General features: G+C 55.5%; 16 protein-coding genes. 7 read left to right on the forward strand and 9 right to left on the reverse strand.

Features of this window, described 5'->3' with window-relative positions:
• Positions 1 to 17: 17 nt before the first annotated feature.
• The 7 genes from glmM (at position 18) to B145_RS27650 (ending at position 6,224) form a co-directional block, all read left to right on the forward strand.
• Positions 18 to 1,373, forward strand: a complete 1,356-nt coding sequence (glmM, locus tag B145_RS0116925; protein ID WP_026259225.1) for a phosphoglucosamine mutase — start codon at positions 18 to 20, stop codon at positions 1,371 to 1,373.
• Positions 1,374 to 1,493: 120 nt separating this feature from the next.
• Positions 1,494 to 2,534, forward strand: coding sequence for a phosphate ABC transporter substrate-binding protein PstS (gene pstS / locus B145_RS0116930; protein ID WP_018608948.1), 1,041 nt, complete (start codon positions 1,494 to 1,496; stop codon positions 2,532 to 2,534).
• A gap of 3 nt (positions 2,535 to 2,537) precedes the next feature.
• Entirely contained in the window at positions 2,538 to 3,608 is a 1,071-nt protein-coding gene (gene pstC / locus B145_RS0116935) for a phosphate ABC transporter permease PstC (protein ID WP_245541883.1), read from the forward strand.
• Between the two features lie 12 nt (positions 3,609 to 3,620).
• The gene (gene pstA / locus B145_RS0116940; protein ID WP_018608950.1) at positions 3,621 to 4,463 is read left to right on the forward strand and encodes a phosphate ABC transporter permease PstA; all 843 of its coding nucleotides are present in this window, start codon (positions 3,621 to 3,623) and stop codon (positions 4,461 to 4,463) included.
• Positions 4,464 to 4,488: 25 nt separating this feature from the next.
• Positions 4,489 to 5,262: a phosphate ABC transporter ATP-binding protein PstB gene (gene pstB, locus B145_RS0116945; protein ID WP_018608951.1), complete on the forward strand. Its 774-nt coding sequence runs from the start codon at positions 4,489 to 4,491 to the stop codon at positions 5,260 to 5,262.
• Positions 5,263 to 5,438: 176 nt separating this feature from the next.
• Complete coding sequence (locus B145_RS0116950) at positions 5,439 to 5,645, forward strand: cold-shock protein (protein WP_026259230.1); 207 nt, start codon at positions 5,439 to 5,441, stop codon at positions 5,643 to 5,645.
• A gap of 171 nt (positions 5,646 to 5,816) precedes the next feature.
• Complete coding sequence (locus tag B145_RS27650; RefSeq protein ID WP_018608953.1) at positions 5,817 to 6,224, forward strand: bacteriohemerythrin; 408 nt, start codon at positions 5,817 to 5,819, stop codon at positions 6,222 to 6,224.
• On the opposite strand, the gene B145_RS26070 is transcribed toward B145_RS27650, so the two are convergent.
• From B145_RS26070 to B145_RS0117000, 9 genes are all read right to left on the reverse strand, one after another.
• The gene (locus tag B145_RS26070; RefSeq protein ID WP_018608954.1) at positions 6,221 to 6,958 is read right to left on the reverse strand and encodes a ParA family protein; all 738 of its coding nucleotides are present in this window, start codon (positions 6,956 to 6,958) and stop codon (positions 6,221 to 6,223) included. The genes B145_RS27650 and B145_RS26070 overlap by 4 nt on opposite strands.
• Before the next feature lie 219 nt (positions 6,959 to 7,177).
• On the reverse strand, positions 7,178 to 8,464 hold the full coding sequence (locus tag B145_RS26075) for a sensor domain-containing phosphodiesterase (protein WP_018608955.1): 1,287 nt from the start codon (positions 8,462 to 8,464) through the stop codon (positions 7,178 to 7,180).
• Positions 8,465 to 8,733: 269 nt separating this feature from the next.
• Positions 8,734 to 9,945, reverse strand: coding sequence for an MFS transporter (locus tag B145_RS0116970; protein WP_026259231.1), 1,212 nt, complete (start codon positions 9,943 to 9,945; stop codon positions 8,734 to 8,736).
• Positions 9,946 to 10,055: 110 nt separating this feature from the next.
• Positions 10,056 to 11,288 carry a uracil-xanthine permease family protein gene (locus B145_RS0116975; protein WP_018608957.1) on the reverse strand — a complete coding sequence of 411 codons (1,233 nt, stop codon included), beginning with the start codon at positions 11,286 to 11,288 and terminating at the stop codon, positions 10,056 to 10,058.
• Between the two features lie 199 nt (positions 11,289 to 11,487).
• Entirely contained in the window at positions 11,488 to 12,465 is a 978-nt protein-coding gene (locus tag B145_RS0116980) for a dipeptide ABC transporter ATP-binding protein (protein ID WP_018608958.1), read from the reverse strand.
• Between the two features lie 3 nt (positions 12,466 to 12,468).
• The gene (locus B145_RS0116985; protein WP_018608959.1) at positions 12,469 to 13,449 is read right to left on the reverse strand and encodes an ABC transporter ATP-binding protein; all 981 of its coding nucleotides are present in this window, start codon (positions 13,447 to 13,449) and stop codon (positions 12,469 to 12,471) included.
• Positions 13,450 to 13,453: 4 nt separating this feature from the next.
• Complete coding sequence (locus tag B145_RS0116990; protein WP_018608960.1) at positions 13,454 to 14,365, reverse strand: ABC transporter permease subunit; 912 nt, start codon at positions 14,363 to 14,365, stop codon at positions 13,454 to 13,456.
• Positions 14,362 to 15,372: an ABC transporter permease subunit gene (locus tag B145_RS0116995; RefSeq protein ID WP_018608961.1), complete on the reverse strand. Its 1,011-nt coding sequence runs from the start codon at positions 15,370 to 15,372 to the stop codon at positions 14,362 to 14,364. Before B145_RS0116995 ends, B145_RS0116990 begins: the two co-directional genes overlap by 4 nt.
• An 87-nt stretch (positions 15,373 to 15,459) precedes the next feature.
• On the reverse strand, positions 15,460 to 17,061 hold the full coding sequence (locus tag B145_RS0117000) for an ABC transporter substrate-binding protein (RefSeq protein WP_018608962.1): 1,602 nt from the start codon (positions 17,059 to 17,061) through the stop codon (positions 15,460 to 15,462).
• Positions 17,062 to 17,269 lie beyond the last annotated feature (208 nt).

The raw sequence follows: 17,269 nt of genomic DNA on the forward strand, positions 1-17,269 counted from the left end.
AAGAGAGGATCAACCAAGTGGCTCGGAGATATTTCGGTACTGATGGTGTGCGTGGGCAGGTTGGCAATAGTCCGATCACCCCCGATTTCGTCATGCGTCTGGGCTACGCGGCAGGCAAGACTCTGGTGGCGCGCGAACATCTGAAGGAAGGTGAACATCCTGCTGTGCTGATCGGCAAGGACACGCGTATTTCGGGCTACATGCTTGAAGCGGCGCTGGAGGCAGGGTTTGCTGCTGCAGGCGTGCATGTGATCCTGGCTGGGCCGATTCCCACGCCAGCGGTGGCCTATTTGACGCGTGCCCTGCGTTTGCAGGCAGGCGTGGTGATTTCTGCGTCACACAACCCGTATTATGATAACGGTATTAAGTTTTTCTCTTCCAGCGGTTCAAAACTGGCTGACGCTGTAGAAGAAGAGATTGAAGCGCATCTGGACGAACCGATGGGATGTGCAGATTCGGCTTCATTGGGCCGTGCCCGACGGATTGACGATGCTGCCGGGCGTTATATTGAATTTTGCAAGAGCACCTTCCCGACCGAACTTGACCTGCGTGGTTTGAAGATCGCAGTGGATTGCGCTAACGGTGCGGCGTATCACATCGCGCCCAAGGTGTTTCATGAGCTGGGTGCCGAGGTGGTCACTGTTGGGGCTGCGCCCAACGGCCTGAATATCAACGATGGGGTGGGTGCCACGGTGCCTGAGAGTTTGCGCCAAGCTGTGCTGACACATGGTGCGGATCTGGGAATCGCACTGGACGGCGATGCAGATCGCCTGTTGATGTGCGATCGCAGTGGCGAACTTTACGACGGCGACAAGCTGCTCTATGTGATTGCTCGTGCCCAGCACAAGGAAGGGCGTTGCAATGGGGTGGTTGGAACCCTTATGAGTAATCTGGGGTTTGAGCATGCGCTCAAGCGGCTGGATATCCCATTTTGTCGTGCCAAGGTCGGGGATCGCTACGTACTGGAATTGTTGCACGCCAAAGGCTACAAGCTGGGTGGCGAGAACTCTGGTCACATCATCTGCCTGGATCGTCATTCTACGGGCGATGGCATTGTCTCATCCCTGCAGGTATTGGCAGCGTTGCGCACCCATGGCGAATCCTTGTCCCAAGCCTGTTCTGACCTTGTCTTCTATCCGCAACGTCTGGTCAATGTCCGCATGAATGTCCGCTTTGACTGGTCGGTTGATAGCAGCATTGCTGCCGCAGTGCAGGCTGCGGAGGCTGAGTTGGCGGGGACCGGGCGGGTACTCCTTCGCGCTTCTGGCACTGAACCCTTGCTGCGGGTATTAGTGGAAGGGCAGAACCGAGATCAGGTTGATATGCTGGCTCGCCGCATTGCGGCGGTCGTGACCAAGTCTTCTGGGCAATAAGCGGCCCAGGAATGGCGTAATGCACCTGCATGAGCTGTAATTGTGACAGTGGTAATGGTTTTGTAACATTCGCGCAATACGATGTCTGTGCTTCGTCTCAACCCTTGAGGACTTATCCAAATGAAGATGATCGTGTTGCGTACTGCCATTGCACTGGCAGCGATGTCTGGCGTTGCTGTTGCCCATGCTGCAGATGTGACGGGTGCAGGTGCTTCTTTCCCCGCGCCTATCTACGCGAAGTGGGCTGAAGCCTATCAAAAGGCAACGGGTAACCGCATCAACTATCAATCCATCGGCTCCGGTGGCGGCATCAAGCAAATTCAGGCCAAAACTGTCGATTTCGGCGCGTCCGATATGCCTTTGAAGCCCGAAGAACTGAACAAGGATGGTTTGGTTCAGTTCCCCACCGTGATTGGTGGCGTGGTGCCTGTTGTGAATCTGGCAGGCGTGAAGCCGGGTGAAATGAAGTTGACTGGCCAAGTGCTGGCCGACATCTACCTGGGCAAGATTACCAAGTGGAACGATAAGGCGATCAAGGAACTGAACCCGACGCTGAATCTGCCGGATCACGATATCGGTGTGGTACGTCGTGCCGATGGTTCGGGCACTTCCTTTGTGTTCACCAACTACCTCTCCAAAGTTTCCCCTGAGTGGAAGCAAAAGGTAGGCGAGGGTACTGCACCGCAATGGCCGGTAGGTTTGGGCGGCAAGGGTAACGAAGGTGTGTCTGCTTTCGTGCAACGCCTGGCAGGTTCTATTGGTTATGTTGAATTTGCCTACGCCAAGCAGAACAAGCTGACGTACACTCTGGTGCAGAATAAGGACAAGAATTTCCCGCAGCCTGATGATCCCACCTTTGCCGCCGCTGCTGCAAAGGCTGACTGGAGCAACAGCTTCTACGAAATTCTGACCGACCAGGCTGGCAAGGATGCTTGGCCGATCTCCAGCGCGACGTTTATCCTGATGCACAAGAGCCAGGATAAGCCCGCCCAGGGGACCGAAGTTTTGAAATTCTTTGACTGGGCTTACAAAAACGGTGGCAAGTTGGCGCGGGATCTGGACTACGTTCCCCTGCCTGCGGAAACTGTGAAGCTGATCAGTTCTGCTGCTTGGGCGCAGATCAAGGACGCTTCTGGTAAATCTGTATTCGCCGCCAAGTAAGCCATGACAATCTCCGTCGAATCGCGCGGAGGTGCTTCCGAGGCCGTTTTGGCCTCGGAGGATTCCGTTATGGGGGTAGGGGAGTTGAATTCACCGTTGCAAAAGGGCATTACGTCAAAAGATGAAAAATTGGGACGTGCCCGGCACGATGTTCTTGATATCGTCTTTGCATGGCTGACGCGCTCAGTCGCATTCCTGGTCCTGGTCATTCTGGCCGGGATTCTTGTTTCCTTATGTGTCGCAGCCTGGCCGAGCATCAAGGAATTTGGCCTCAACTTCCTGATTACTACCGAGTGGAATCCGCCCATGCAGAAGTTCGGGGCGGTGGTGCCGATCTACGGCACTTTGGTGACCTCGGCTATCGCGCTGTTCATTGCGGTACCGGTGAGCTTCGGAATCGCGCTGTTCCTGACTGAACTCGCCCCCGTTTGGATGCGTCGCCCGCTTGGGGTCGCTATTGAACTGCTTGCTGCGATTCCCAGTATTGTGTACGGCATGTGGGGCCTGCTGGTGTTTGCCCCGATATTTGCAGATAAGGTCCAGCCTGCACTGACGGCTACCCTGGGCAAACTCCCCCTCATCGGGGCGCTGTTTCAAGGGCCCGCGATGGGGATCGGCCTGCTTTCTGCCGGTGTTATCCTCGCTATCATGATTATTCCCTTCATCGCTTCGGTGATGCGGGATGTGTTTGCTGTGACCCCGGTAATGGTCAAGGAATCTGCCTATGGCTTGGGATGCACGACCTGGGAAGTGGTGTGGAACGTTGTGCTGCCACATTCCAAAGCGGGTGTGGTAGGTGGCGTTATCCTCGGCCTGGGGCGGGCATTGGGTGAAACCATGGCGATCACATTCGTGATCGGTAATACCAACTTCCTGTCTTCGGCTTCACTTTACATGCCAGGCAATAGCATCACCTCGGCCCTGGCGAATGAATTTGGCGAAGCATCACCAGGTTTGCATACCTCGGCATTGATGGAACTGGGGTTGCTACTCTTTGTGATCACACTCATTGTCCTGATGCTTTCCAAACTATTCCTGGCACGTCTTGCAAAAGGCGAAGGTACAAAGAGCTGAGTGAGAATATTCATGCAATTGCATAGCAAACGTAAGCTCGTCAATAAAATTGCCTTGTCACTGTCGCTGGGGGCAATGCTGTTTGGCTTGTTCTGGCTGGCCTGGATTCTTTTTACCGTACTGGAATCAGGTATCTTGGCTTTTTCAGTCGATTTGTTTACCCAAATGACGCCCACAGTTGGCGTGCAAGGGGGCGGGCTGGCAAATGCGATTGCTGGCAGCGGCCTGCTTGTGGCAGCAGGCGCCTTGATTGGCTCACCTTTGGGTATTCTGGTGGGGATTTATCTGGCGGAATATGGCCAAAGCACCTTGTTGGGCAAGCTGACCCGCTATGTGAATGACCTTTTGTTATCTGCGCCTTCCATTGTGATCGGCCTTTTTGTTTATGCCGTTGTGGTGGCAAAGACGGGGCAGTTCTCTGGCTGGGCTGGGGCTTTGGCCTTGGCACTGATCGTGATTCCCGTGGTGGTTCGCACAACCGAGAGCATGTTGCTGCTCGTTCCCAACTCTTTGCGGGAGGCCGCCTATGCCTTGGGGGCGCCAAAGCGCACGGTGATTTTGTGGGTCACCTTGAGAGCAGCTAAAGCTGGGGTCGTGACCGGGATTCTGCTGTCTGTGGCGCGGATTGCGGGGGAAACCGCTCCCTTGCTCTTTACCGCCTTGTCCAACCAGTTTTGGAGCTTGGACATGTCTCACCCCATCGCCAATCTGCCAAAGGTGATCTATGAATTTGCCATGAACGGCGACCCCAACCTTCAGCGTCTTGCCTGGGCTGGGGTGTTGCTGATCACCCTGGGCGTATTGGCACTGAACATCGTTGCGCGCGTATTCTTCCGCCAACAACACTCGAACTGAGCATTAGACTGAATTTCTGGAGAAGATGGCGATCATGAGCAATCTGGTGTCACAGATCGAATTCAAGAATTTTAATTTTTACTACGGTAAATATCACGCGCTCAAAGGGATCAATCTGGGCCTGAGCAAAAACAAGGTGACTGCCTTCATTGGTCCCTCGGGCTGCGGCAAGTCTACCCTGTTGCGTACCATCAACCGGATGTACGACCTTTACCCGGAACAGCGCGCGGAAGGTGAGTTGCTGCTTGATGGGCACAATATTCTTGGTCGGGATATCGATTTGTCAGTACTGCGGGCCAAGGTTGGGATGGTGTTTCAGAAGCCCACTCCTTTCCCCATGTCGATCTATGACAATATTGCGTTTGGGGTGCGTCTGCATGAAAGCCTGTCGAAGGCTGAAATGGACGAACGTGTTGAATGGGCCTTGCGCAAGTCTGCGCTGTGGGATGAGGTTAAGGATAAGCTCTACAAGAGCGGTATGAGTCTGTCTGGTGGTCAGCAACAACGCCTGTGTATTGCACGTGGCGTGGCCGTCAAGCCGGAAGTGCTGCTGCTTGATGAGCCGACTTCCGCACTTGACCCCATTTCAACGATGCGGATCGAAGAGTTGATTGATGAGTTGAAGAACGACTTCACCATTGTTATCGTCACACACAATATGCAGCAGGCTGCCCGCATTTCGGACTTTACAGCCTATATGTATCTGGGCGAGTTGATCGAATTTGGGGAAACCGACCGTATCTTTGTGAAGCCGAGCAAGAAGCAGACCGAGGATTACATCACAGGGCGTTTTGGCTAAAAAACGACAGGGGCTTGCATTCTGCGAAGAGGCAAGCCATAGTTTTAGCCGAGGTCTTGTAAGGTATGTTGATCTTGAGTTTTGCCCATTCCAGGGCGCCTGAAGTAAGCGACCACAGCGAGCCTCCAGTGCAGCAATGCTGCGGTTATTGTTAATTCTCGGGACGCTTATTGATCATGGCAACTGGTATTGTGAAGTGGTTCAATGATTCCAAGGGTTTTGGCTTTATCAAACCTGATGATGGTGGTGAAGATCTTTTCGCGCATTTCTCTGCTATCCAGAGCAAGGGGTTTCGCTCTTTGGCCGAAAATCAACGCGTAAGTTTCGACGTGACAACCGGCCCGAAGGGCAAGCAAGCTTCGAACATCAAGATTATTGAATAAGACACCGGCTTCATCCGTGCAAGGATGGGGCCGCGTGATTTACAAAAGCCCGGCCCGCCGGGCTTTTTTACATTTGGCTTGCGTTGTGCAGTGGATATTGTCTGCGTTTTTGCTTAGTCTTCCATACAGTGAAGAATTCGATATCCATTAATCTGCAATCAGGAGTACACCGTGAGTGAAATTTGCTGGACTGAAGATCTGAGTGTTGGTAATCAAGCCATTGATGATGATCACCGCCACTTATTTGCGTTATTGGACAACCTCCAACACACCATGCCCCAGGGCTTGGTGACGCAGGATGCCGCAACGGTTGTTGAGGATCTGGCGCACTACGTAGAGGCCCACTTCCAACGGGAAGAAGAGTTCATGCAGCGAATTGGTTTTGAGGGCTATGTTGCCCACAAGGCTGACCATGACCGCTTTGTGAGCGAAGTACATGCCCTGCAATCCCGTCTGGATCGTGGTGCGCAAACGCTGACGCTGGATATCGACAAAATGCTGAGCGACTGGTTCCGCCGCCATGTGTTGGTGCTGGACATGGCTTTGGCTGCTGCGGTAAAAGAGAAGGCCGGTGCCTAAGCCAGACTGTTTCTGACGACCGGATAAGACATCCCTACCTTGCTGCTTCCTTGCCCAAGGCGTTCGCTTTGGGTCAGGTGGCTACCCGGCGCAGCCGGTGCGGCCGATAGCACCTCATCCAGCCAATTTTTGAGGACTTCCCAGTCGGTCAGGTATTGTTCCACCTTGGTACTCGGGAAATCAAATAGTGACAGGCCCCGCTCCATACATCGGGCGTAAGCCTGCGCCATGCGGATACAACCCAGCAAGGGAATATCCTGCGATTGTGCCCAGGCGGCAAGTTCAGTGGCTTGCCCGGTTCGTCCATCAACCCGCATCCCAACACAGACAAGGCGGCATTTGCCCGTGGCTACACGGGGGAAACTGCGCAATTCCTTGATGCTTTCTGCTGCGGCCATGCGATCAAATACGCCAGGCGTGAGGGGGATCACAATTGCATCGGCATGCATGGATACCTTCATGAGGCTGAAGCCGTGAAAGCCACCCGGGGTATCGAGGACGACCTGCCGAACGCCAGCAGGTGGGCGGGCAAACTTGTCTTCGTCAATCGACCAGCCATGAATCTTTGCCTGCTCGGCGCCCCGCAAACTGAGCCAGAGCCGTGAGGACTGTAGCCGGTCTACGTCTCCCAGCATCACATCTTCACCCAAAGAGGCCAGGTAGGCTGCAATATGTGTAGCCAGCGTAGACTTACCTGACCCACCTTTGCGATTGACAACCGCGATAACAGTCATGTGACTCCCTGAATGAGAGAGCAAAAGCCATAAAGACAAATGCCACCAAGGCTTCAGCTTTGCTTCATTGTAGGGCGTCGACGAAGTAATTCCATTTCTAAATCAACATCATTGCCGTGCTTCTGCACTTACAGTACGAATTTCACAACAGATCCAACCCCGATTCATGAAATGGGGAAGTGGACTGAAGGGCAGGGAAAAGATGCTTAGTCCGGATGATTAGTCCGTGGATTGGCTCATGGCCTCCCAATCTACGTCACCACAGACAACATGCTCGGCACCATCGCGTTCAACGCGTGTTGAGATGGTGACGCAAATTCTTCCCGTGGTGAGCGAAGCGTAAGGCCGGGTGACTTGCGGGCGGCCTTCGCCTGCAATGGCACGTTTGAAGTATTGCCGTCGAGACCATCGTGCGCCAGGCATACGTCCCAATTCCAGCAGAATATGGCTGCCTTGCCCACGCGGCGCATTCAGATTTTGGCCAATCTGGTGGCCTTCGTGATCCAGCACATAAAAGCATTGCGTCATGGGCAAGGTCAGGTAGGCCTTGGCCGCATCTTCATTGCCACATCCGTCCGCGAAGCATTGGGCCGCCTGGGCGATGGCATGGATGTAAGGTTCCAGTGCAGCGCGGCGGGAATGCTCACGCGCTGAAACTTTGACGTCATGCGTGCGCCAGAGGTTCCCCATCCGCTCGGCCAGTTCATAGGGTGAGCGGCTAGGCAGGGTTTTGGGGTGGGCAAAATAATAGCCTTGACCAAAGTCGACATCTGCATCCATGGCGATCAGCGCCTGATCTTCTGTCTCAATGCCTTCAAGCAGGACCATTGCACCGGTTTCGTGAAGAAGATCCACCAAACGCGGCAGCATGCGGCGCACCCGATCATCCTGAATTGCGCGGACGGCAAAACTACGATCAAGCTTTACGACATCCGGCTGAATGTGCCAGATGCGGTCGAAATTTGAGTGACCCGCACCAAAATCATCAATTGCCAAGCCCATGCCGAGTTCTCGCAAGCCACTGATGCCCTCTTCAAAGCGTTCCAGATCAGAAACCGATTCTTCGGTGACCTCCAGAATTGCCCGATGGGGTTCCAAACCAAAATGGCGGGTCAGCGCTTCAGAATAGGTTTTTCCATCAATCTCATGCTGGGTGGCAAACAGATTGGGGTGTACATTGAGGAATAACCAGCCTTCAGTATCCTGCGCATTGAATGTGTGCATGACCCGGCACGCCCGGTCTACCGTGACTGTTTCGCCCAGGGCGCGGGCTGCTTCAAACAGGCTGGGAGGGGGGAGTGAGGCTCCATCTGCTGTTTGTACACGAACCAAAGCCTCATGCCCCACCACACTGCTGTGGCTAAAGCTGACAATCGGCTGATATACGCTGCTCAATCGATGCGAATTCCAACCGATGGTAAGGCGACCATCAACGTATGCTGGTTGCAGCAAATAAGGTTCCAGCGGAGTAGGCAAATTCAGCCACTGGGCTGTAATGTCGTTCATCAGTCTTGTTTTCCCGGTTTTTTTTGGAACCAGTCCACAAATCTGTCGTGAAGATGAAATGAGGTTTGTGCGCTGCTCAAAATCCTTATTTGTTTCGGTTTTGTGCGGCTTCCCCATCCTTCTGGCTACAGATTATGAAAGGCTCGGCGATCTAAAACTGAATCACTTCAACCGCCATTAACGTCGTTATCGTCAAAAGTTTTGAAGACTGAAGGTGTGTAAATGTAATTATTTGTGAAATACCTTGCTGGTGAGGCTCGCTCTACCCTTTAGGTCAGGGTCTGACGTCTTGCCAAACTCGGAAAGGCTTTCATCCAAAGCGCTACAACTGTCAGGGTTCCGAGTCCTCCAATCACCACAGACGGCACAGTGCCCCACCAGGCGGCGGTCATTCCTGACTCAAATTCTCCCAACTGATTGGAGGCCCCAATAAATATCGAATTGACTGCGCTGACCCGTCCGCGCATGTCATCTGGCGTTTCCAACTGCACCAGGGACTGGCGTATCACAACGCTCACCATGTCAGCGGCTCCCGATATGGCCAACATCGCCAGGGAAAGCAGGAAGTAGGTGGAGATACCAAACACCACCGTAGTGATGCCATACAATGCAACAGAAGCGAACATGACCTTGCCTACATTGCGCTGAATAGGGTGGCGAGTCAGCCAGATCGACATCGTGAATGCCCCCACAGCAGGGGCTGAACGCAACAGACCCAGGGCCCAGGGGCCACAATGCAGGATGTCACGCGCAAAAATGGGGAGAAGTGCTGTGGCGCCGCCAAGCAGTACGGCGAAGAGATCCAGGGAAATCGCACCAAGCACAGATTTGCGTTCCCAAATGAAATGAATCCCTGCGAGCAGGCTTTGCAGGTTAACGGGTTTGCGTGCAATGGTGGCGCTTGGAGCAAGGCGGATCTGGAGGATAAATACCAGCGCCAGAACAAACAGCAGGCTGCATACCGTGTAAACCGCCTGTGCGCCTGCTACGTAGATGAACCCACCAATCGCGGGACCGGCGATGATGGCAAATTGCGCCCCCGCAGAGTTGAAAGCCAGGGCACGCGGCAGGATTGATGGCGGAACCAGCAGGGGGCCAAGCGCCTGCTGGGTGGGCATCTGAAAAGCCTTGGTTGTGCCTAAGGCGACGGATGCGATGAAGATAAATTCACGGCTGATCCACCCACCCAATGTGCCCCAAATCAAACCTAAGGTCACCAGTAATTGGCCGGCAAGGCATACGGCAAGAACGCGACTGCGATCAAACCGGTCCGCCACCTGGCCGACCACCAATGTCAGGAGCAGGGCAGGGATGAACTGTGCAAGCCCCACCATGCCAAGATCCCATGCGCTGTGCGTGAGGTCATACATCTGCCAGCCCACCGCGACCATCATCATCTGATTGGCCATGGTGGTTGCGATTCTTCCAGCCCAGAAGTGGATGAAGGAGCGGTGGACAAAGAGCGATTTTGATTGTTCCATGCCGCACATTATCGCGTGGAGACGGGCATGAGCAAACGTGAAAAATGCAAAGGCTGCTTAAGAAACCCCCGGAGGGGCTCTTAAGCAGCCTTGTTTTATGCGACGGTGACTTACTCTTTGCGTGTGTGGGGCAGCAGTAAATGCAAGAGAATGGCGACGACTCCGCACAGGCTGACGCCTTGCATAACGAAGTTGCCAATCTCGATGCTGAACCCGCCAATACCCAACACCAGTACAACCGACACAATGATGAGGTTGCGTGGCTGTTCCAGATCGGTACGGTCATTGACCAGTGTTTTCAGGCCGATGGCGGCAATTGAACCGAACAGCAGGATCATGATGCCGCCCATTACAGGTGCAGGGATGGACTGCAGCAGCGCATTGAATTTGCCGACGAAGGCCATTGCCACGGCAAATACGGCGGCCCAGGTCATGATCACCGGGTTGAAGTTGCGCGTCAGGGTTACAGCCCCCGTGACTTCAGCATAGGTGGTGATGGGGGGGCCACCGACCATCCCAGCAAACAGAACGCCAAGGCCGTCACCCGCCAGGGTGCGATGCAGGCCCGGCTTCTTTGTGTAATCCACACCCGTTACACCCCCTACGGCAATGACGTTGCCCACGTGTTCAATGGCGGGTGCCAAAGCGACCGGCAGCATGAATAACACTGCTGAAACGTTAAATTGCGGTGCCGTGAAATTGGGAATCTCAAACCAGGGTGCGGCAATGATCTTGCTGAAATCGACAACACCCATGAGGGCTGCTACGGTATAACCAACCCCCACCCCAATCAGGATGGGGACCAAGCGCAGGAATCGATGGGCAAAAATGGCGACAAGGATCGTGGTGCCCAGCGCAACCGCAGCAAGCAACAAAGCCTGGGTATTGGGAATATTGCTGCCTGCCTTGCCCATGGCCATATTCACGGCTACGCCAGACAGTGACAGACCAATCACCATGATGATCGGGCCGATCACAACGGGGGGCATGACTTTGTGAACGATGTCTGCGCCATGACGGGCAACCAGACCCGAGAACACGAAATACATCACGCTTACACAAGCCAGTGCCCCCATGGTGGCTGGCAGGCCCCATTGTTTGGTGGCAAAGATGATCGGGGCGATGAAAGCGAAACTCGAACCCAGAAAAATTGGCACTTCGCGGCGCGTGACCAGTTGAAAGAGCAGTGTTCCGACACCAGCGCCAAGTAAGGCCATGCTCGGATTTAGACCTGTCAGCAAGGGCACCAGGACAAGTGCGCCGAAAGCCACAAACAATATTTGTGCTCCAGCGATTGCCTGACGCCACGCGGGGCCGCTGGGCGCGGTGGTGGGCATGTTCATGAGAGCTTCCTCTAGATTGAATTTGACGTGGATGAGCTACAAAGCGCGCACATCCTAGCGCATACAAGGCGGAAGACGAAGTGCTAGATCAAGCAAATACACCATTTTCTATAGAAAATGGTGTATTTGGCCGGAATTTGATCGTTGCCAACAGTGATTTGCCCTGTTTAGGTGCAAATATCCAGTGCTTTTACCATCTTTAGCCAATCTCCTCGGCGTGATGGCAGGCGGCCATATGATTGTCGACCTGCCGCAAGACCGGTACTTCGCTGCGACACACCTCGCTGGCATGCGGACAGCGCCGGTGGAAGGCGCAGCCGGGGGGCGGATCGAGCGGTGAAGGCAATTCTCCGCGCGCCATCACCTTGATCTGGCGTTGCTCTGCCTCAACTCTCGGGGTGGCTGCCAGCAAGGCCTGGGTGTAGGGATGGCGGGGGTGATCGAAAATCTCTCGCTTGCTGCCTTGTTCCACCACGCGCCCCAGATACATCACGATGACCTCGTCGGCAATATGCTCAACGACGGCGAGGTTATGCGATATGAATATATATGCAATGTGCGTTTCGGCTTGCAAATCCATCAGCAGGTTCAGCACCTGGGCCTGAATCGACACATCCAGCGCAGAGACCGGCTCATCAGCCACCACCAGCTTGGGGCCAGTCATCAAGGCGCGGGCAATCGCAATCCGCTGGCGCTGGCCGCCGGAGAACATATGCGGATAGCGGCCATAATGTTCGGGCCGCAATCCCACCCGGGCCATCATGGCGCGGGCTTTTTCTGCGCGTTCTGCCGCATTGAGCTGGGTGTGGATGACCAGCGGCTCTTCCAGAATGCTGCCCACCCGCTTGCGGGGGTTCAGGCTGGCATAGGGATTCTGGAAAACCATCTGCACCTTGGGCCGCAGCGCCTTGCGCTGGTCGGCACTGCTGCTGGCGATATCCACGCCATCAAGCCGTAGATGGCCTGCAGTGGGGGATTCGATCATGGTGATCTGGCGGGCCAGTGTGGTTTTGCCACAGCCGGATTCGCCTACCACCGCCAGCGTTTTGCCCGCCACAAGGCTGAAGCTCACGCCATCGAGCGCACGCACCAGCCCCTTGGGTTTGAGAAAGCCGGTGGAAACCGGGTAATGTTTGGCCAGATTGTCGGCCTGCAACAAGTGATGTTCAACACTCATGACTTATTCCTTGGGGCCGCTGGTATGCAGAGGGAAAAAGCAGCGCACCTGGCTGCCAGCGTCAGGGCTGGCAAGCGTGGGCCGGGTTGTGCGGCAGGATTCTTGCGCATACTGGCAGCGTGGGGCGAGCAGGCAGCCCTGTGGCCGGTCATATGCTCCTGGCACCACCCCGGGGATGGTCTGCAGACGTTCGCGCCCTATATTGTTTTCCGGCAAGGCCGAGAGCAGCGCTTCGGTATACGGATGGCGAGGCTGGGTAAAGATGCTGGGCACCTTGCCTGTTTCCATGACCTGCCCGGCATACATCACGACGACGCGATGGGCCGTTTCTGCCACCACGCCCAGATCGTGCGTAATCAGCATCAGGGCCATGCCGCGCTCACGCTGCAGGCGTAGCAATAATTCCAGTACCTGTGCCTGTACGGTCACATCAAGCGCCGTGGTTGGCTCGTCGGCAATCAGCAGGCGCGGATTGCAGGCAATGGCGAGCGCAATCATCACTCGCTGGCTCATGCCACCGGATAGCTGGTGCGGATAGGCTGCCATGCGCCGTGCCGGGTCGGGAATCTCCACCTGTGTGAGCAGCTCCAGCGCCCGGTTGCGCAAGGCTTTACGGCTGCCGCCCTCATGTACGGCCAGAGTTTCGATCAGGTGATCCCCCACCGTAAAGCAGGGGTTGAGCGAGGTCATCGGGTCCTGAAAGATCATGGCGATGTCTCGCCCGAGCATGGCGCGGCGTTCGCGCTTGGGGAGCGTGAGCAGGTTACGTCCGTCAAAGCTGAAGGATTCAGCAGAAACGCGCCCCGGCGCATCAATCAGGCCCATCAGCGCCAGCGAGGTTACGCTTTTGCCCGAGCCGGATTCCCCCACGATGCCAACCACTTCGCCTGCATCAATCTGTAAATCCAGATGTTCCACCGCGATGATGGGGCGGGCTTCGGTACCAAAGTGCACCGAAAGATTCTTGATGTCTAACAATGCCATGGTCTTAACGCTTGAGTTTGGGGTCTAGGGCGTCACGCAAACCGTCGCCCATCAAGTTGAAAGCCAGCACCGCCAGCAAAATGGCGATACCGGGCAGGCTCACTACCCACCATGCGCTTTGAATAAATTCCAGGGCGCTGGCGAGCATCGAGCCCCACTCCGGTGTGGGCGGTTGTGCCCCCAAGCCCAGAAAGCCCAGCGCCGCAGCATCCAGAATCGCCGTGGAAAAGCCCAGTGTGCCCTGCACGATCAGCGGCGCCAGACAGTTGGGCAGCACCACAATGAACATCAGGCGCAGCACGCCAGCCCCGGCAATGCGGGAGGCCGTGACGTAATCCCGCGAGCGTTCCGCGATGGCAGAAGCACGGGTCAGGCGCACAAAGGCGGGTAACTGCACAATGGCAATTGCATACATGGCATTCATCAGCCCCGGCCCGAGCACGGCAATCACCGCGACGGCTAGCAAGAGGCTGGGCAGCGCCATGAGTACATCCATCAGGCGCATGATGCCGGTATCGGTCTTGCCGCCGCTGAACGCAGCAGTCAGGCCGAGCACAATGCCGATTGACATGGACAGCCCGATGGAAATGATCCCTATGAGTAGCGAGAGACGGGTGCCGAAAATCAGGCGTGAGAGCATGTCGCGGCCTACTGGGTCAGTCCCCAGCAGGAATTGCGCTTTGCCGCCCTCGACCCAGGCGGGGGGGGCCAGAATCGAATCGCGGTATTGTTCGATGGGCGAATACGGGGCGATCCAGTTGGCAAACAGGGCCATGAAAATGAAGAGGCCGACCAGCGTGAGGCCGATCAGCGCGCCCCGGTTGCGGCGGAAATCCCGCCACAGTTCTGCAAGTGGTGAGGGAGGCGCGCTGATACCTTCTTCCGCCACGGTCAGTTGAGAGTTGGATGTATTCATCTTTGGTGCCGGATACGGGGATTGACGACGCCATACAGCATATCGACGATGAGGTTGACGGCAATCACGATGGTGGCAGAGAGCAGGATGCCCCCTTGCACCACCGGGTAATCACGTCGGTGGATGGCTTCTACCATCCATTTGCCAATGCCGGGCCAGGAGAAAATCGTTTCCGTAAGAATGGCCCCGGCCAGCAAAGTGCCTACCTGTAGGCCGATCACGGTCAATACCGGGATCAAGGCATTGCGCAGGGCATGCCGGGTGAGTACGCGCAAGGGAGACAGGCCGCGTGCCCGTGCAGCGCGCACGTAGTCTTCCCCCAACACTTCGAGCATGGCCGAGCGCGTCATGCGTGCCAGCGTGGCCAGTGGAATGGTTCCCAGCGCAATGGTGGGCAGGATCAGGTGCGACGCCGCAGAGCGGAACGCACCGGGCTCGCCGGAGAGCAGGGAATCAATCAGCATCAGGCCGGTGACCACCTCTGGGTCGTATTCCACGGCAATTCGCCCGGATACCGGCGTCCAGCCCAGTTGAACTGAGAAGAACAGGATCAGCAGCAGCGCCCACCAGAAAATCGGCATGGAATACCCGGCCAGCGAGACGCCCATGACGCCGTAATCCACCACACTGTTACGCTTGAATGCGGCAATGATGCCCGCCGGAATGCCGATTGTCAGAGCAAATGTGATGGCGCATAAAGACAGCTCAAAAGTTGCCGGGAAGCGATCCAGAAACTCCCGCATTACCGATTCCTGCGTGACGATGGAGCGACCCAGATCGCCTTTGGCGGCTTTGAATACGTAATCTACATATTGCACGGGCAGGGGCCGGTTCAGGCCGAATTCGGTCATCAGCTGGGCGTGGCGGGCAGAGTCCATGCCGCGCTCGCCGGACATGGCCTCGACCGGATCACCCGGAATCATGTGGATCAGTGCAAACACCAGAAGGGTGATTCCCAGAAAAGTGGGAATCAGCACCCCCAGGCGGCGCAGAAAAAAAGAAATCATGTGTGCACAATCCTTCGTGTGGAAATGACACAACACCGCATCAATCAAAGACTGATGCGGTGTTTGAACTGTAGCGCAGACGCTAGCTTACTTGCTCAGATCGGTTTTGGAGAAATAATGCAAAGGCGGCACAGCGGCAGCCTTGAAGCCCACTACCGTTTTGAGCGTCGGCTCGTAGCGCAGGGAATGGGCGATGAAGACCATCGGGGCTTCCTCACGCATGATTTCCTGGGCCTTGGAATAGAGCTTGATCCGCGTGGCGCGATCGTTGCTGGCTGCTGCCTTGGAGATCGCCTCTTCAAAGTCCTTGTTGCACCAGCGCGAGTAGTTGCCGCCACCCTTGACGGCTGCGCAGGAGGCCAGCGGGCCGAAGAAGTTGTCTGGGTCGCCGTTGTCGCCGTTCCAGCCGAAGAAGCCGGCCAGATGCTCGCCTTGCTTGGCGCGCTTCATGTATTCGCCCCACTCATAGGTCAGCAGCTTGACCTTGATGCCCACCTTGGCCAGATCGGCCTGCACCATTTCCCCCATGCGTTTGCCATCCGGGCTGTAGGCACGCTGGATCGGCACATACCACAACTCCATCTCGAAGCCATCTTTCAGCCCCGCCTTGGCCAGCAGTTCCTTGGCTTTTTCGGGGGAGTATTCGTAATCCTTGATCTTGTCGTCATATGCCCACATAATCGGCGGAATCAGGTTTTTAGCCACCTGGCCGGCACCCAGGAAAACCGTATCGACAAGTGCCTTTTTGTTGATGGCATAATTGATAGCTTGGCGCACCAGTTTGTTGTCAAAAGGTTTTTTTGTGACGTTGAAGGAAAGGTAGCTGATATTCAAGCCTTCCTTCGATTGCAGATTGACAGTCGGTGTGGCCTTGAGCGCAGCAATATCCGCAGGCTTCGGATAGGCCATGACCTGACATTCCCCGGCTTTCAGCTTGGCCAGCCGCACGGAGGCATCTGGGGTGATGGAGAACACCAGATTGTCGATCTTCGGGCGGCCTTCAAAGTATTGGTCATGTGCCTTGTAGCGAACGACCGCATCCTTCTGGTAGGACACCAGACGGAAGGGTCCGGTGCCAATCGGCTCACGGTCAATCAGTTCAGGCGTGCCTGCCGCCTTCATCTTTTCGGCATATTCGGCAGACTGTATGGAAATGAAATCCATGGCAAGGTCTGCCAGGAAGGGCGCTTCCGGATGCTTGAGTTTGAAGACTACTGTGTAGTCATCAATCTTTTCCACCTTGTCCACGATCTTGGCCATGCCCATGTCTTCAAAGTAGGCATAGGTGGTTCCCGGGGTGTTCTTGGCAAACGGATGATTCGGGTCGGCCATGCGGTTCCATGTAAACAACACGTCATCCGCGTTGAAATCTCGCGTCGGCTTGTATTTGTCGGAAGACTGGAACTTCACGCCATGGCGCAGCTTGAAGGTGTAGGTCAGGCCGTCTTTGGAAATATCCCAGGAGCTGGCCAGTGCGGGCGCAATATTGGTGGTGCCGACCTCAAACTCCACCAGACGATTGAAAATCTGCGCGGAGGAGGCATCCTGAGTGGTGCCGGTGGTGAAAAACATCGGGTTGAAGCCTTCTGGGCTACCCTCGGAGCAAAACACCAAAGTCTTGGCCGCAAAGGCCGATGTTGCAAACAGGCTCAAGGCCAGTGCGGTAACAAGCGCGGTTCTACGCAGCATGAATGACCTCCATAAAAAACAGACCCCATGGGCCTGTTTAAAGTAATTTGAAAACACTACAGTGTGGCTCAGCACAAACAGTCCGCATGGAACATGCCCGAAGTTGCCCTTGGTTTGCGCAATGAGCCTCATACGCAAAGTACAGTAAACGCCTTAGTTTATATGATCTGGTCCAAAAACCTTAAATTAAGTGTGGATACCTATCGAA

Origin of the sequence: Uliginosibacterium gangwonense DSM 18521 (genome assembly GCF_000373965.1) — a bacterium.
Taxonomy (GTDB): domain Bacteria; phylum Pseudomonadota; class Gammaproteobacteria; order Burkholderiales; family Rhodocyclaceae; genus Uliginosibacterium; species Uliginosibacterium gangwonense.

Coding starts and splice junctions, on each gene's coding strand:
- pstS (WP_018608948.1), top strand. CDS start 1,494: ATGAAGATGATCGTGTTGCGTACTGCCATTGCACTGGCAGCGATGTCT.
- pstC (WP_245541883.1), top strand. CDS start 2,538: ATGACAATCTCCGTCGAATCGCGCGGAGGTGCTTCCGAGGCCGTTTTG.
- pstA (WP_018608950.1), top strand. CDS start 3,621: ATGCAATTGCATAGCAAACGTAAGCTCGTCAATAAAATTGCCTTGTCA.
- pstB (WP_018608951.1), top strand. CDS start 4,489: ATGGCGATCATGAGCAATCTGGTGTCACAGATCGAATTCAAGAATTTT.
- B145_RS0116950 (WP_026259230.1), top strand. CDS start 5,439: ATGGCAACTGGTATTGTGAAGTGGTTCAATGATTCCAAGGGTTTTGGC.
- B145_RS26070 (WP_018608954.1), bottom strand. CDS start 6,958: ATGACTGTTATCGCGGTTGTCAATCGCAAAGGTGGGTCAGGTAAGTCT.
- B145_RS26075 (WP_018608955.1), bottom strand. CDS start 8,464: ATGAACGACATTACAGCCCAGTGGCTGAATTTGCCTACTCCGCTGGAA.
- B145_RS0116970 (WP_026259231.1), bottom strand. CDS start 9,945: ATGGAACAATCAAAATCGCTCTTTGTCCACCGCTCCTTCATCCACTTC.
- B145_RS0116975 (WP_018608957.1), bottom strand. CDS start 11,288: ATGAACATGCCCACCACCGCGCCCAGCGGCCCCGCGTGGCGTCAGGCA.
- B145_RS0116980 (WP_018608958.1), bottom strand. CDS start 12,465: ATGAGTGTTGAACATCACTTGTTGCAGGCCGACAATCTGGCCAAACAT.
- B145_RS0116985 (WP_018608959.1), bottom strand. CDS start 13,449: ATGGCATTGTTAGACATCAAGAATCTTTCGGTGCACTTTGGTACCGAA.
- B145_RS0116990 (WP_018608960.1), bottom strand. CDS start 14,365: ATGAATACATCCAACTCTCAACTGACCGTGGCGGAAGAAGGTATCAGC.
- B145_RS0116995 (WP_018608961.1), bottom strand. CDS start 15,372: ATGATTTCTTTTTTTCTGCGCCGCCTGGGGGTGCTGATTCCCACTTTT.
- B145_RS0117000 (WP_018608962.1), bottom strand. CDS start 17,061: ATGCTGCGTAGAACCGCGCTTGTTACCGCACTGGCCTTGAGCCTGTTT.